This is a genomic window from Chitinophaga sp. Cy-1792 (assembly GCF_011752935.1).
Taxonomy (GTDB): domain Bacteria; phylum Bacteroidota; class Bacteroidia; order Chitinophagales; family Chitinophagaceae; genus Chitinophaga.
The window spans coordinates 1,929,477-1,943,310 of sequence record NZ_VWWO01000002.1; the positions used below are offsets into that span (position 1 = coordinate 1,929,477).

The 13,834-nt window shown below is 46.9% G+C and carries 15 protein-coding genes; 7 read left to right on the plus strand and 8 right to left on the minus strand.

Features of this window, described 5'->3' with window-relative positions:
* Window positions 1-5: 5 nt before the first annotated feature.
* On the minus strand, window positions 6-1,016 hold the full coding sequence (locus tag F3J22_RS22035; protein WP_167020092.1) for an NADP-dependent oxidoreductase: 1,011 nt from the start codon (window positions 1,014-1,016) through the stop codon (window positions 6-8).
* Window positions 1,017-1,162: 146 nt separating this feature from the next.
* Here F3J22_RS22035 and F3J22_RS22040 point away from each other — a divergent pair, with 146 nt between their 5' ends.
* Window positions 1,163-2,035, plus strand: a complete 873-nt coding sequence (locus tag F3J22_RS22040; RefSeq protein ID WP_167020093.1) for a neutral zinc metallopeptidase — start codon at window positions 1,163-1,165, stop codon at window positions 2,033-2,035.
* A 70-nt stretch (window positions 2,036-2,105) separates the two neighbouring features.
* Here the strand turns inward: F3J22_RS22040 and pncB are convergent, their stop codons facing one another.
* Both pncB and F3J22_RS22050 read right to left on the minus strand, forming a co-directional pair.
* Complete coding sequence (gene pncB, locus F3J22_RS22045) at window positions 2,106-3,287, minus strand: nicotinate phosphoribosyltransferase (RefSeq protein ID WP_167020094.1); 1,182 nt, start codon at window positions 3,285-3,287, stop codon at window positions 2,106-2,108.
* Between the two features lie 15 nt (window positions 3,288-3,302).
* Window positions 3,303-4,070 (minus strand): ion transporter, encoded by a 768-nt coding sequence (locus F3J22_RS22050; protein ID WP_240155140.1) that lies wholly within the window; start codon window positions 4,068-4,070, stop codon window positions 3,303-3,305.
* A 291-nt stretch (window positions 4,071-4,361) separates the two neighbouring features.
* On the opposite strand from F3J22_RS22050, the gene F3J22_RS22055 reads away from it, so the two are divergent.
* The 4 genes from F3J22_RS22055 (at window position 4,362) to F3J22_RS22070 (ending at window position 6,920) form a co-directional block, all read left to right on the plus strand.
* Complete coding sequence (locus tag F3J22_RS22055; RefSeq protein ID WP_167020096.1) at window positions 4,362-4,715, plus strand: MarR family winged helix-turn-helix transcriptional regulator; 354 nt, start codon at window positions 4,362-4,364, stop codon at window positions 4,713-4,715.
* 78 nt (window positions 4,716-4,793) lie between these two features.
* Window positions 4,794-5,240 (plus strand): DinB family protein, encoded by a 447-nt coding sequence (locus F3J22_RS22060; RefSeq protein WP_167020097.1) that lies wholly within the window; start codon window positions 4,794-4,796, stop codon window positions 5,238-5,240.
* Between the two features lie 3 nt (window positions 5,241-5,243).
* Window positions 5,244-6,233, plus strand: a complete 990-nt coding sequence (locus tag F3J22_RS22065; RefSeq protein WP_167020098.1) for an MBL fold metallo-hydrolase — start codon at window positions 5,244-5,246, stop codon at window positions 6,231-6,233.
* Window positions 6,234-6,248: 15 nt separating this feature from the next.
* Window positions 6,249-6,920, plus strand: coding sequence for a phosphatase PAP2 family protein (locus tag F3J22_RS22070; RefSeq protein ID WP_167020099.1), 672 nt, complete (start codon window positions 6,249-6,251; stop codon window positions 6,918-6,920).
* Here the strand turns inward: F3J22_RS22070 and F3J22_RS22075 are convergent.
* The 3 genes from F3J22_RS22075 to F3J22_RS22085 form a co-directional block, all read right to left on the minus strand.
* Window positions 6,909-7,442, minus strand: a complete 534-nt coding sequence (locus F3J22_RS22075; protein ID WP_167020100.1) for a hypothetical protein — start codon at window positions 7,440-7,442, stop codon at window positions 6,909-6,911. The two genes, F3J22_RS22070 and F3J22_RS22075, sit on opposite strands and share 12 nt — an antisense overlap.
* A gap of 462 nt (window positions 7,443-7,904) precedes the next feature.
* A complete protein-coding gene (locus F3J22_RS22080; protein ID WP_240155141.1) occupies window positions 7,905-8,735 on the minus strand; it encodes a phosphatase PAP2 family protein in 831 nt (276 codons plus the stop codon).
* A gap of 53 nt (window positions 8,736-8,788) precedes the next feature.
* On the minus strand, window positions 8,789-9,295 hold the full coding sequence (locus F3J22_RS22085) for an FUSC family protein (RefSeq protein ID WP_167020101.1): 507 nt from the start codon (window positions 9,293-9,295) through the stop codon (window positions 8,789-8,791).
* Between the two features lie 36 nt (window positions 9,296-9,331).
* Here F3J22_RS22085 and F3J22_RS22090 point away from each other — a divergent pair, with 36 nt between their 5' ends.
* Both F3J22_RS22090 and F3J22_RS22095 read left to right on the plus strand, forming a co-directional pair.
* On the plus strand, window positions 9,332-10,399 hold the full coding sequence (locus tag F3J22_RS22090) for a PCMD domain-containing protein (RefSeq protein WP_167020102.1): 1,068 nt from the start codon (window positions 9,332-9,334) through the stop codon (window positions 10,397-10,399).
* Window positions 10,400-10,413: 14 nt separating this feature from the next.
* A complete protein-coding gene (locus tag F3J22_RS22095) occupies window positions 10,414-11,178 on the plus strand; it encodes an outer membrane beta-barrel protein (RefSeq protein ID WP_167020103.1) in 765 nt (254 codons plus the stop codon).
* A 100-nt stretch (window positions 11,179-11,278) separates the two neighbouring features.
* On the opposite strand, the gene F3J22_RS22100 is transcribed toward F3J22_RS22095, so the two are convergent.
* Window positions 11,279-12,805, minus strand: a complete 1,527-nt coding sequence (locus F3J22_RS22100) for a S10 family peptidase (RefSeq protein ID WP_167020104.1) — start codon at window positions 12,803-12,805, stop codon at window positions 11,279-11,281.
* 88 nt (window positions 12,806-12,893) lie between these two features.
* Complete coding sequence (locus F3J22_RS22105; RefSeq protein WP_167020105.1) at window positions 12,894-13,721, minus strand: AraC family transcriptional regulator; 828 nt, start codon at window positions 13,719-13,721, stop codon at window positions 12,894-12,896.
* Window positions 13,722-13,834: the final 113 nt, after the last annotated feature.

The following is a 13,834-nucleotide window of genomic DNA, read 5'->3' on the forward strand; positions in this document are numbered from 1 at the left end:
TACCATCATACTTTCACGATCATTTTTCCGCTGTTTTTTCCGGAAAACAGTCCCAGGAGTGCTTCCGGTAATTTATCAAATCCTTCTGTCACGGTTTCGGCATTCCTGATTTTCCCTTCGTGTAGCCAGGTAGCCAGTTGTTTAATGCCTTCCCCAAATCGTGGTGCATAGTCGCCAATGATAAAGCCCTGCATAAGAATGCTGCGGGTCACCATTAGTGGCTGTACACGTGGGCCAATGGGTTGCTCTGTTTCATTGTACATGGATATCTGTCCGCAAAGCACTACCCTGGAATGGAAGTTCAGGTTAGGCATGACGGCATCGGAAATATCTCCGCCTACATTGTCAAAGTATATATCCACACCATTTGGGCAGACACTGGCGATGGCGCCTTTTATGTCTTTGTTGTTCTTATAGTCTATGGCGGCGTCGAAGTTAAAATTGTCTGTAAGCATTTTCACCTTTTCTGCTCCTCCGGCGATACCTATTACCCTGCATCCATAAATTTTGCCAATTTGTCCGACAGCGAGTCCGACAGCGCCGGCAGCTCCTGAAATGACCAGGGTATCACCGGATTTTGGCTTGCCGATGTCTGTCAGTCCGAAATAAGCAGTCAGTCCCGGCATACCGGCAATTCCCAGATACCAGGTAGGGGGCAGGGAAGGGTCGAGCTTACGGAGACTGGTGGCGGGGTATACTGCGGCAGTTGTCCAGGGCATTAATGGACGGCTGCTCTGCAGCATAACATAATCTCCTTTCTGAAAACCTTTATCGTTGCTTTCTTCTACCATGGCAATGGCGCCACTTTCAATGGGAGCACCCACTTCAAAGGGAGGAATGTAAGATTTGGCTGCATTCATGCGCCCACGCATGTAAGGGTCAACGGAATAATACACCGGCTTGATCAGTACCTCGCCAGGTCCCGGATCTGCCAGGTCGGTGGTAATAAATTCGAATATCGTGTTGTCGGGTAAGCCATGAGGTCTTGCGGCTAAAATGATCTGCTGAATTTTCATGTCCGTGAATTATAGATAGTTCTGGTGTACCTGTAATTTACAGAATCCCGGATACTTGTAAAAATTAAGATACCATGGAAACGGGTAAATCACGGGCAATAATGTAATTTCGGGTTCATTATAGAACATTAAACCCTAACACTACTATGCGTTTAGACGATGAACAAATGAGTGACAACGTCGAGAAGCGATCTGGCGGAGGTGCGCGCGGCGGAATTATCGGCGGCGGTATCGGCGCTGTTATCATTTTTGTTATTGCGCTATTCCTCAAACAGGACCCTCAGACGGTGATGCAGGCTGTACAACAGGTACAGGGTCCCGGTGGACAAGAAAGCTCCGAACAGCTTACCAAAGATAACGCCAGCCCTATGCAGGTATTTTCTGCTAAAGTACTGCATAGCACCGAAGAAGTATGGACAGATCAGTTCGACAAAATGGGAAAAACCTACTATAAACCTAAAATGGTGCTCTTCGATGGCGCTACCACTTCAGGATGTGGCGGCGCTGAATCCGCCATGGGACCTTTCTACTGCCCGGCAGACAATAAAGTATACCTCGACGTTTCCTTTTTTACTGAACTGGAACAACGTTTCCGTGTGCAGGGCGATTTCGCCAAGGCATATGTTATTGCCCATGAAGTAGGACACCATGTACAGAACCTGCTTGGCATCAGCAAGAAACTTCAGGCCCTCCGTGGCCGTGTAAGTGAAACCGAATACAATAAATATTCTGTGATGCTCGAACTGCAGGCCGACTTCTTTGCAGGCCTATGGGCTAACCATGCCGATAAAATGAAAAAGATCCTCGAATCAGGTGATATCGAATCCGGACTGAACGCTGCCAGCGCCGTTGGCGACGATAAACTCCAGCAGGCTGCCACCGGTCGTATCGTACCGGATGCATTTACGCATGGTACTTCTGCTCAACGTATGTCGTGGTTCAAGAAAGGTTACGAAACCGGCGATATCAGCCAGGGCGATACCGGTATCGGTTTAGGTACTGCTGCCAATGCGAATTAATCATCTGCCTGATAAATAAAAAAAGCCATCTCTATTAAATAGAGATGGCTTTTTTTATTTCCCTACAAGGCTATACGATCCCTAATATTTCCTTAGCCAGCGCGATCATGCGCGGATCGCCGGTATATTTCCCGCTTACATCACTGAGTTTAACCACTGGCGTCCATTCATGCGCATCTTCAGGATGGGCCTCATACATCTTAATAACAATATTCAATGGCTCCAGGCCTACATCATTAGTGAAGTTGGTGCCAATACCGAACGACATACCTATTCTTCCCCGGCAATAGGCCGCGATTTCTGCTACCTTTTCATAGTTGAGACCATCAGAGAAGATAATGGTTTTACTCATCGGATCAACGCCTTTGCTGAGGTAATGGGCAATGGTATGGTCAGCAAAGAGCAGCGGGTCGCCGCTATCATGCCTGACGCCATCAAAGAGTTTGGCAAATTTCTTATCAAACTGTTCAAAGAATACAGCGCTGGTATAGGTATCGGACAAGGCAATTCCCAGGTCGCCCCGGTAAACATTCACCCAGTGTTCCAATCCCAGCATGTTGGCCATTTTAAAACCATATTTGGCAGCATGGAACATAAACCACTCATGCGCATGGGTGCCCACAGGGATAATACCATTACGCATCGCCAGATGTACGTTGCTGGAGCCGATGAAGCAGCCCTGCCCGTATTGCCGGAGTGTTTGTACCACCAGCTTATGTACTGCCAGGGAATGCCGCCGCCTGCTACCGAAATCAGCAATGGTGATATTCAGTTTGGCGTAGTTCTCTATTTTTTCTTTTGTTATAGAGATGACTTCCTCGTCTGAAACCCTATGTTGACCCGTCTGCTCATAGAAGAGTTCACATATCAGCGACATCAGCGGCACTTCCCATAAGATAGTCCTGTACCAATAACCGTCTACAATCACTTCCAGCGCTTCCCCGTGTTGTGAAATATGCACTTCGTCTGGATTGTACCGGTAGCCCTGCAGGAAATCGAGATAGGTAGGGTCGAGGTAGGGGCAGGTATTAGCCAGGTATAGTTTTTCTTCCCTGGTAAGAAATAATTGCTCCATATCATTTACTGCCTGCCGGAGTACTTTATCAAAGCCGGGAGGAAATGAATGTTGTCCCCTGTTAATGAACTTATATCGTGCCCGGGCCTTGGGAAAGAGTTTCACCACGCAATGCTGCATGGTAAACTTGTAGAAGTCATTGTCCAGAAGGGAAGATATTTTCATGCCGTTGCTCATGTATCGGTTATATTTTTATAGATGATGTCCGCAGTATTTGCAGAAGGTAGCATCTTCATCAAAAGTATCTTTATGACATTCAGGGCAGGTGCGAACAGTTACACTGGCGCCGGCACGCATCCTTGTCATCTCCGCCGTAACAATACCTGTAGGTACGGCAATGATGGCGTAACCCATAATCATGATGACAGCTGAAAACGCCTGTCCCAGCGGCGTGATAGGGGCTATGTCTCCATAACCTACGGTGGTAAGTGTTACCACCGCCCAGTAAATACTTACAGGGATACTGGTAAAACCAGAGTTATGCCCTGATTCGATTACATACATAATAGATCCAAGTACTATTGTCAGCAAGAGAATAAAGAAGAAAAACACCGCTATCTTCCTCCTGCTGCGCTGTAGTGCCAGCGTGAGCTGCTGGCCTTCATGCAGAAAGGGCACCAGCTTGAATATACGAAAAATACGAAGCATGCGAAGTATGCGTATGCTGATCAGGAAATGTGCGCCACCCAGTAAAAAATCAAGGTAGGTAGGTACCACACATAAGAGATCAATAATGCCGTAAAAGCTACGCATGTATTTTTCCGGTTTGGGCGAACACCAGACCCGGAGCACATATTCTATCGTAAATAATATGGTGAAAACCCATTCCAGGGTATGGAACAGCTGATAATACTTCAATTCCAGCTGTTGCACACTTTCCATCATTATTACGGCAACACTGGTGAGTATCGCCAATAATAACATGGTATCGAAAATGCGTCCGGCAGGGGTATCTGCCATAAAAATTACCCGGTAAAATCGCTTCTTTAGCCCAGTCATGGGTTTTACTGCTTGGTTAGTCATCCTCCTGATTTCTTAAATTGAAACAAATGCTATATAATATATGTTTAAATTGCGTTATAATAGACGTTACCTCTAAAAGAATTCTTATTTTAATAGAACCGATATTCTTGATTAAACCCAATGATTACAATGAGTGAACCTGAAATGGCCGATATACTGCGCTCAGCAGTTAGTCGACATATTACGCGCGCGCACACAGCCTACCGGCTTAAATTGCTTTCTCTTTTTATGGAAAAAGGAGTTGACCTCACCCCAGACATGTATTTTATTCTCCGCCATTTATGGAGCGAACAGGATGGCTGCCGGCAACAGGAACTTGCAGACAAGACTGACAAGGATAAGGCCAGTTTAACCAAACTGGTAGATAACCTTGAAAAACGTGGGCTGGTTACCAGGACCGCCGACGATGAAGACCGCCGTAGTAAACGTGTCTGGCTAACAGATACCGGCCACCGGCTCAAGGAAAAAGTATATCCGTTGGCGTTATCTGTTGTAGCGCAGGCAGAAAGAGGTGTGCCTCCCGAAGATATTATTAAAGTTAAATCCACACTGGAAGTTTTATGCCGGAATTTAAGAAGATGATTGAATAACTTATAGCGAATGACCAGCTAACAGCAGTTTATTTATTCTTCGTATTTTACAGGTCTTAAACCCTGGATCATGCTACAGAAAATTTTACCGCCACTCTTCAATAAAGAACTGCTGGCACTGGCAGAAGAAATTAAACTTTATAGTTCGGACGAGCTGATCTGGAAAGTGCCGGATGGTATTAAGAATTCCGGCGGAAACCTCTGCCTCCATATCTGCGGGAACATCCGGCATTTCATTGGTGCACAGCTGGGTAATACCGGCTATGTACGCGACAGGGACTACGAGTTCAGCGCTAAGAATTTGTCCAGAGATACCCTCCTGGCGGATATTCAGGATGCAACCAATGTTATCTGGACCGTGTTCCCGACCTTAACCGACGAATTCCTGCTAACGGTTTATGCCGATAATCCCATTAAAGATCCCGGATTAACTTATGGCGGATTTTTGACATATATTTACGGACATCTCCGGTACCATCTCGGACAGATCAATTACCATCGCAGGCTAACACACTAACTCTTGGAGACATCATCACATTTCAACGGCAAACAGTTTGTCAATACGTTGCCTACAATGGTAGGAAGCGATAACATGACGCATACGCTCTGGCGCTTCATGACGGAAAAAGGCCAGCGAATTCCGCCTAAGCCACTGGGCCCTTTTACAATAAGTCCAAAAGCGCTGTCGCCGATACCTTCCCGGGAACTGCAATATACCTGGCTGGGACATTCCAGCTACCTGCTGGAAATGGAAGGCATCAGGATTCTGGTAGATCCGGTATTTACCCATAGGGCATCACCATTTAGCTGGATGGGGCCTGTACGTTTTTTTAAATCTCCCGTTAGCAAGGAAGAGCTGCCGCCACTGACGGCAGTAGTGCTTACACATAACCACTGGGACCATCTGGACAGGCATATGATGAAATACCTGGGGCCCCGTGTTCCCCGGTTTATTTGTCCGCTGGGGGTAGATAAACACCTGAAAGCCTGGGGGATCCCCGAAGAAAAAATCACTGTGCTCGACTGGGGCGGCGTAACCAACCTGGCAGATGGCATCACCCTCACGTCTACGCCTGCACGACATTTCTCCGGCCGCTGGCTGAGAAGGGACCGTACCCTCTGGACATCCTACGTACTTAAAGGAAACAGGTATAACGTCTTTATCGGAGGCGACTCCGGCTTTTTTCCCGGCTTTGCCGATATTGGCAATACCTATGGTCCTTTTGACCTGACTATTCTTGAAATAGGAGCTTATGACGCCGCATGGCCGGATATTCATATGGGCCCTGCCAAAGCCATTGAAGCACACCAGGCACTGAAAGGCCGTATTATGTTGCCCGTCCACTGGGGCACCTTCAACCTGGCATTGCATCCCTGGGATGAGCCGGCAGAGCGTATTCTGCCACTGGCAAAAGAACATAACGTTACCTTATGGATGCCGGAGCCGGGAGCCACCGCTACCTTGCCCGACAAAGAAACCATCAGCTACTGGTGGCGTAAATATCAATAATTTAAAGAGAGGCATATGACGCGCATCAAAGAGGTGTTGAAGGAACTCAGGCTGTTGCTTTGGCTGTTTATCCCTGTATTCACAGCCATGTTGCTGATTAAGATACTTTATAGCAGAGAGGACATTTATTTTTATATCAATAGCCTGCATACACCGGCCGGCGACTGGTTCTTTCCGAAGATTACCGAGCTGGGTAGTACCGGCGCTGCCGTGGCGCTGGTGGCCATCCTGTTTTTCATCAACAAGCGCCAGAGTTTCGTGATGGCTACCGCATACCTGTTTACGGCAGTGGTGAATTTTGCGTTTAAATTTATCGTGGCTTTTCCGAGGCCGCATCGTTATTTCGAACAGCAACTGCGTGCAGGTACCAAGGATCCGCGACTCCATAACATTTACTATGTGCCGGGAATAGATGTGCTGGATAATTTCCGGAGCTTTCCGTCGGGACATACCGTTTGTGCGTTTACAGCGGCTACCGTATTGTCTTACTACTGCCGGAATAAAACCTGGACCATACTATTTTTCGTATTGGCGGCGCTGACAGGTTATTCCAGGATGTATATGAGTCAGCATTTCTTTGAGGATGTTACTGCCGGCTCCTTTACAGGCATATTCTTATCTATCTGCTGGCTGGCGTTGGTGCATGACCGTGGGTTTGGGGCAGGAACGGGTCATTTAAGGCCATAGCTCGCCGCCAAGGCGGTCCTGCTTGTGCATGTCTCCCATGAAGTCGGTATTCAGTCTGCGCCATGCCTCATCATACATTTCTGCGGGAGAAGGGTATTTCCGGTTTTTAGGATGGTACCAGGAGGGCTGGGTAGTATACCTGGCCCAGAGGATTTCATAGCCGATATAGATTTTATATTTCCCTTCCTGTACATCGTCTGCATGTCCGAGTTTGCGTTCTTCACCCGGCGCCAGGTTGGTAATGAGCCTGGTATCGCGGCTGGTACCCATATCGGTTCTGATGATCTGGCTGATGGCTACGGTCATCCATCTGCAGTCTGAATTATTACGGACACTACGTAAGTACCTGGATGCATTGAACATGTTATCACCTGCTCCAACAATTCTAGCTTCGTGTATGGCGTCTTCTCCTTCAAATGGCAGGAAACGCTTGTCTGTGCGGCTCAGCTTACGCAGCGCCTGGATTCTGTAGAGGAGGTAAAATGCAAGACAAGCGGCAAGAAAAATAAATGGTCCGTACATATTCCTTTGAGATTTTTATAAGGACAGCAGTTCAATAAATGAATGGTTCGGATTGCTACCTTTGGTGGTTTACGGGTATCCAATAAATATATCTCAATTTTATGGTGCATTCCTTTATTAGATGTTAACAAAACCGGATTTATCTAATATGCGATTTGAAAAATCTCTAATTAACCAGCTGTTTACAAAATTATCCAACTGGTTGTGTGATATTTGTTGAATGCTAATTTTTCGAAAAGGTGTTCATGACCTTCGTTTTACTTTAGGGTGATTTAATAATCAGAAGAGTGGAAATGTGAAACCCCTTTATAAACCAGGCAACGGAACCCCTTATACTGCCCCGTCTAAAAGCCACTGCGCTTTTGAATTAATGATAAAGTAGTTGTTTTTTGGTTTATGCGGCATGGCTGAATGTGAGATTGCTCACAATCCAAGCAGAAGGCTATGCATTTTTTTATATTCTCAGAAACTCGTCAGAGAAAGACTTAAACCGGTGCTTTTCCATTGTGCATCATAAAATGGCATCACTACCACGCCTTGCTTTGCAGGAAATAATTTACGCTGTATAAAAGGATAGATCCAATAAGCTGCCTTTGTTCCTAATATTCCAATTCCTGCTCCTGCCACCACATCACTTAACCAATGCCTGTTATTATACATTCGCAGTGCACCCGTTGCCGTTGCAGCGATATATCCGCCTACACCATACCAGGGAGATACATCTTTGTACTCCTGACGGAGGAATTCAGCAGCCGCAAAGGCCGTAGCGGTATGGCCGCTGGGAAAACTCAGGTTATTGCTGCCGTCCGGTCTTTCTTCATGTGTCTGTGTTTTCAGGACCTGTACCGTACTGCCGGTAATCAATGCAGAGATACCCAGGATAATGGTTCTGTCGCGCAGGTTATGCTTTCCATGTATACCCGCAGCATTCAGTATATACACTGCTGCCACCGGAGAATACTGTAAAAAGTTATCGACGCCAGTATTAAAATGTGGATGATCTTCAATTATCTCCGCCTTGGTACTATGATTCAGGTTTAAGAGTGAGTGATTGTTCAGGGCGATGAACCCATAGCCAATCATGGCCGCCGGTACCAATATGCCAGTCAGGGAAGTTTGAAAAGATGGCAGGTTGGTGGCTGCGACCTTTATTTTTGGTACAGTAAGAGAAATGGTATCTGCTGATTTTACAGCTCCGGTATCTGTTACCTGCCTTAGCGAATCTGTTGTCTGCGCCACTGCCAGGTGCATACAGGCCAGGGAAAGACCTGTTATTATTATCGATTTCTTCATGCAACGCTCCTTGTTCATTCAAAACTAAAGGGCAATTCTGGAGAAATTCTGTACTAAGCCTCCTGGTTCGTATCTACCTGGTCTACGGTGCGCTGGGTAAATTTATTATGAAAAAGAAAGGTAATCACCAATCCCAGCAGACAACCAGCAACTACTGAGCTAACACGCCCAATAGCGGTATCCCAGACATGCAACCCCGCTTCGTGGGTCATGACGATAATAGCTGCTGCCAATGCAGTTCGTGTAGCCGCTTCCAGTTTTAACAAATTACAGAGCACAACTGTTATTAAGCAGGCAATGCTCATCATCAGCATTTGATTAGGATGAATGGCTATGAGCAGGAACCCGGACAAAGCGCCTATCAGATTGGCTTTTATACGTGTAACCGCAAGCGTTACTGCATCAGAACCATCTGGAGATAATACCAGCATCACGGAAATTAGTACCCATACTATATCTTTGTAGCCGATTAGCCAGGAAAGTATGCTTACGATCACCACACCAGTGACACATTTAGCGGAATAGATGCTTACTCTTTTTATTCTTTCTTTATCAGGCATGGCGCAATGTTAATATTTTTTTGATTAATAATAGATATGATGATGACTTTTAGGAATCTATGTGTCGCCGCCGCTCTAATTACAGTACTGTTTTCCAGCTGTATTAAAGATGTTCCATTGAACCCGGAAGCGGATATTGACTCGTTCATCGTGGATAAGAAATACCTTACCAGCGATGTGTTTATTGACCACGCAAATGCAAAAATCCTCCTGTACCTGAAGCCTTCCGCTTTCACAGACGGGATTGTACCACGGATCGTGGTAACCGAAGGATCTACCATTGATCCGGCATCAGGAGATACGCTCCGTTTCGACAGTACGGGTATCAAACAATACACGGTTACGTCCCAAAGTAAACAATATCATAAGGTATACACGGTCGCTGTCGTCAATGTTGGCAACTGGGCCTGGGATTTCGAGAACTGGGTGCTCCAGCCTTCCAGCAAATACCTGTACCCGATAGAACCGGATTCTACACAGATATGGTCGTCAGGTAACCCCGGCGTAGCACTTGCCGGTGTTACAAAAGATCCTTCCGCTTATCCGCTGCGGGATACCACAGATGCCTACCACGGCAACTATTCGGCCCTGTTGCAAACCAGAGGGGGCACGGCGCTGTCGTCGATCCTCGGTATTAAACTCTTTGCCGGTTCCCTTTACCTGGGTGTGTTTGAAAGCAGCTTTGCCCTTACTGCTCCGTTGAAGGCCACTCAGTTCGGACAGCCTTACCGAGGCCGCGCTCTGCGATTCACCGGTTACTATAAATACCAGCCAGGCCCTGTATATATCAATAAAGCCGGTACGCCACAGCCAGGCATTACAGATTCCTGCTCCATCTACGCTGTACTGTACCGCGGTACTACCAGACTCGATGGTACCAATATTCATACGTCCGACAGAATTATCGCCACTGCTACATTACCGGATGGTTCTGCCAGGGGCAACTGGACAAAATTCGACCTGCCATTTGTATACAATGTCACTACACTACCCGACAACATGATGCTGGCCATCGTTATCTCCTCCAGCCAGAATGGAGACAGTTATGCCGGTGCCGTAGGAAGCCGCTTGCAGGTAGATAGTTTACAGATTGTTCACGAATAAAAGATTAATTGTATATGAATAGCAAAGTATTTGGTTATATAGCATTAATGCTGCTCCTGGCTTTTGGCCAGGTTCAGGCACAGGATTCAACTAACTTCCGGCCTCATTTTGAACACCGTATAGATGCTGGTTTCAATTTCGGCGCCACCACCCCGGTAGGTATTCCTGCCACCATCCGTTCTATTGACGCATTCTGGCCCGAATTCTGCCCGGCACTGGGCTATGAGCTCAGTTATATGCTACACCCTAAATGGGGCGTTTCCCTGGGCGTAAAACTCGATTATAAGGGTATGGGCACCAAAGACCATGTGCAGTATTTCCCGACGATCATCACTGTTCAGGACGGTTCCTCTACCGGAACCTTTGAAGGTATATTTACCGGTCAGAATAAAACTACTATCAAAAACACCTATTTCACCGTGCCTTTTGGTGCGGTATTTCATCCGAATATCAACTGGCGTTTCACACTGGGGGGCTATGTGGCCTGGAAATTCAGCAGTAATTTCTATGGAGATGTATCCAATGGCTATATCCGTAACGGAGGCCCTACCGGCGAGAAAATCCTGGTAGACCACGCCACATTCGACTTCAGCAATGAAGTAAGGAATTTCGATGCAGGCCTGAATGGCAGCGTAGAAAGACGTGTAGGTAAACGACTGAGCGTAATGGGAGATCTTTCCTGGGGACTCCGGCCAATCTTCTCCAGCGATTTTAAAGGGCTGGATTTCCCGCTCTATAACATCTACCTGATGCTGGGCGTAAGCTATCGGATTATGTAATGCAAATCATCTCACTAAATAATTAAAAAGCTCTGATCTTTAGAGATCAGGGCTTTTTAATGCGCCCTTCGGGCAGATATGATAGTGAGATAAGCGCGGATTAGTATTTAGCAGCCTGGCCTTCTTTAGGAATAGCTGCTTTAATAAATGCACGGATGTCCTCATTACCCTGTGCGAGGTCTCCCTTACGCAGGTACATCATATGTCCGCTTCTATAGCCCTTCCAGGATAGGCGGTCTTTCAACCTGCCACCAGGGTCCAGCTGCCACATAGAGTATTTGGCATTGAAGTAATCACAGGCACCATCATAGTAGCCAGACTGTATCATCACATGCAGGTAAGGGTTCTGAGCCATTGCCTGCCGGAGATTCTCACCGGTATGGTCATTGGATCGGTCCCATGGATGTACAGGGCCAAACATATTGTATTTCAGGTCTGTCTTAAAGCCCAGTTCATCACGGAGGTAGATATTGATAGCCGGTGTGAACGCATGTAGCCAGGAGGTCAGCTCTGCATTGTAGTCGGGCCCATCACCTGCCAGCTGTTTATCTATACCCCGATAGCGGCTGTCAAGACGCCCTACCGTAAAGCCCTGTTCCCGCAGCAGCTCTTTCCAGAAGAAATTCGTAGGTACGTCCAGGTTATACTGCAGGATTTCTTTTGCAGGAATGCCGGCGTATTTAGACATTTTATCAGCAATCTCTTTTCGCTTTTGGTCATCCAGGAAGCCACCCTGGCTGATGGCAGGAATCAGTTCATTCACCGTAAAGTGCTCTACTTCCGGGAGGAACGCATTCAGGTCTTTTTGCTGGTATTCAGGCGCCAGTACCTTGTGGTACCAGGCAGTTGCGGCAAAATAGGGGAGTCGGAGGGCAGCATCAACCGGGCCGTTTCTTTCAATGCCTAATTCCGTGGGCGATACGAGGATAACCCCATTCAGGTACATCCACTGTGCATTCTGCAACTCCAGCGCCAAACCTGAAACGCGCGTGGTACCATAGCTTTCACCGATCAGGAACTTGGGAGATGCCCAGCGGCTCTGACGCGACACGAAAGTATTGATCCACTCGGCGAGGTAGCGGATATCTGCATTCACTCCAAAAAACTTATTGGAAATATCTTTTGCCAAAACCCGTGAGAAGCCGGTATTAGCCGGATCTATGTAGATGATATCCGCGATATCGAGAATAGACTGATTATTTTCGTGTATCCCATAGGGTTGTACGGGATAGCCTTCATTATCTATATTCAACAGGCGTGGGCCTGTATAGGCGATCTGCATCCATACCGACGGCGTACCCGGGCCACCATTAAATGAAATCACCAACGGCCGCGACGCCCGGTCTTTTACATCCGTTCTCTCATAATACGTATAGAACAGGCCTGCGATAGCTTTGCCATCTTCATCCCAGACGGGCTGCGTGCCTGTAATTACCTTATAGGGAATTCGCTGCCCTCTGACCGTTACTTCATGGTTGGAAACGATGGAGGTATCCGGGTTAAGCTTTACCGATGTTGTGATTTTCTCCGTGGCCACTGGGGTGGGTTTCGCTGGGTGCTGCTGCGCCCTGGCCGCTGGCATTGTCATGCCCGTCAGCAGGAACGGGAACAGCCAGCACTTTTTCATTGTTGTCATCATTTATTTAGACCTTGATTGAGTAGTCAAGATCAAATATTTCCCGGAGATATGCAATGCTTTTTATCTGAACGGCGCTTTACCCTTCTTCCTCCTCCAGGTCAATGCTCTTGTTGAGATGCTGATAGTCGGACGGGCGCTTGCCTACCAGTTTGAAAAATGTATTACTAAATGCGGACACGCTGTTATAGCCGGTATCCCAGGCGATTTCACTGATAGTCTTATCTGTTTCTATCAGGTAACCCATGGCCTTGGCCATCCTGGCCAGCTTCAGGTATTGAAAGAAGGAGATATCCATCGTAGCCCTGAAAAGACGTGTCAGCGTACGCTCGCTGGTATTGAACTGATGGCATACAGATTCCATGGTCAACGGCTCACTGAGGTTTTCCTGTATATACCGCAAAATGGGCTGCATACGCGGGTTTTCACTGGTAGGCAGTGTAATAGGTAAGGGGCTGGTACTGATATCCGGGAGGATGTTTTTCATCGCCTTTACAAAGGTAAATTCCCTGGTGCCGGGCATGATATCACCTTCCCAATGGGCGGTATACAGGATCATTTCAAGGAGGAGATTAGTAACAGGGTAGATGCCGGTAGTGGTATAGAACGGGTTGTTGTAATCATCTTCCTCTGCATAAAAATAAATACTACGCACAAAGTTAGCCGGATACCGATGGGTGAAATAATGCTCTACACCAGCCGGTACCCACATATAATGCCGCGCTGGCAGAAAGTAGGTTTTCTCCCTGGTATATAAAAATGCGGCACCTCCTTCAACATACGTTAACTGTCCCTTGTTATGCTTATGAAAAGGGAAGTGATGTTCGGTTTTCCAATGCCATACATAGGCCGATTGCGGTATCGCATCGGTCTCTTCCAGGATCAGGTCATATTCAGATTTTTTCATTTGGCCGGTTCTAACAATTTAATGGCAATTTATAGAAAAAATAATTAATCAACTGAATGGAACTTTGCAGCTTCATCAACATAAGTATGTCTAGAATTACTAATAAGTTGCTG

Excerpts from the sequence above, each read along its gene's own strand:
- F3J22_RS22035 (WP_167020092.1), bottom strand. The coding sequence starts at position 1,016 with ATGAAAATTCAGCAGATCATTTTAGCCGCAAGACCTCATGGCTTACCC.
- F3J22_RS22040 (WP_167020093.1), top strand. The coding sequence starts at position 1,163 with ATGCGTTTAGACGATGAACAAATGAGTGACAACGTCGAGAAGCGATCT.
- pncB (WP_167020094.1), bottom strand. The coding sequence starts at position 3,287 with ATGAGCAACGGCATGAAAATATCTTCCCTTCTGGACAATGACTTCTAC.
- F3J22_RS22050 (WP_240155140.1), bottom strand. The coding sequence starts at position 4,070 with ATGGCAGATACCCCTGCCGGACGCATTTTCGATACCATGTTATTATTG.
- F3J22_RS22055 (WP_167020096.1), top strand. The coding sequence starts at position 4,362 with ATGGAAAAAGGAGTTGACCTCACCCCAGACATGTATTTTATTCTCCGC.
- F3J22_RS22060 (WP_167020097.1), top strand. The coding sequence starts at position 4,794 with ATGCTACAGAAAATTTTACCGCCACTCTTCAATAAAGAACTGCTGGCA.
- F3J22_RS22070 (WP_167020099.1), top strand. The coding sequence starts at position 6,249 with ATGACGCGCATCAAAGAGGTGTTGAAGGAACTCAGGCTGTTGCTTTGG.
- F3J22_RS22075 (WP_167020100.1), bottom strand. The coding sequence starts at position 7,442 with ATGTACGGACCATTTATTTTTCTTGCCGCTTGTCTTGCATTTTACCTC.
- F3J22_RS22080 (WP_240155141.1), bottom strand. The coding sequence starts at position 8,735 with ATGAAGAAATCGATAATAATAACAGGTCTTTCCCTGGCCTGTATGCAC.
- F3J22_RS22085 (WP_167020101.1), bottom strand. The coding sequence starts at position 9,295 with ATGCCTGATAAAGAAAGAATAAAAAGAGTAAGCATCTATTCCGCTAAA.
- F3J22_RS22090 (WP_167020102.1), top strand. The coding sequence starts at position 9,332 with ATGATGATGACTTTTAGGAATCTATGTGTCGCCGCCGCTCTAATTACA.
- F3J22_RS22095 (WP_167020103.1), top strand. The coding sequence starts at position 10,414 with ATGAATAGCAAAGTATTTGGTTATATAGCATTAATGCTGCTCCTGGCT.
- F3J22_RS22100 (WP_167020104.1), bottom strand. The coding sequence starts at position 12,805 with ATGAAAAAGTGCTGGCTGTTCCCGTTCCTGCTGACGGGCATGACAATG.
- F3J22_RS22105 (WP_167020105.1), bottom strand. The coding sequence starts at position 13,721 with ATGAAAAAATCTGAATATGACCTGATCCTGGAAGAGACCGATGCGATA.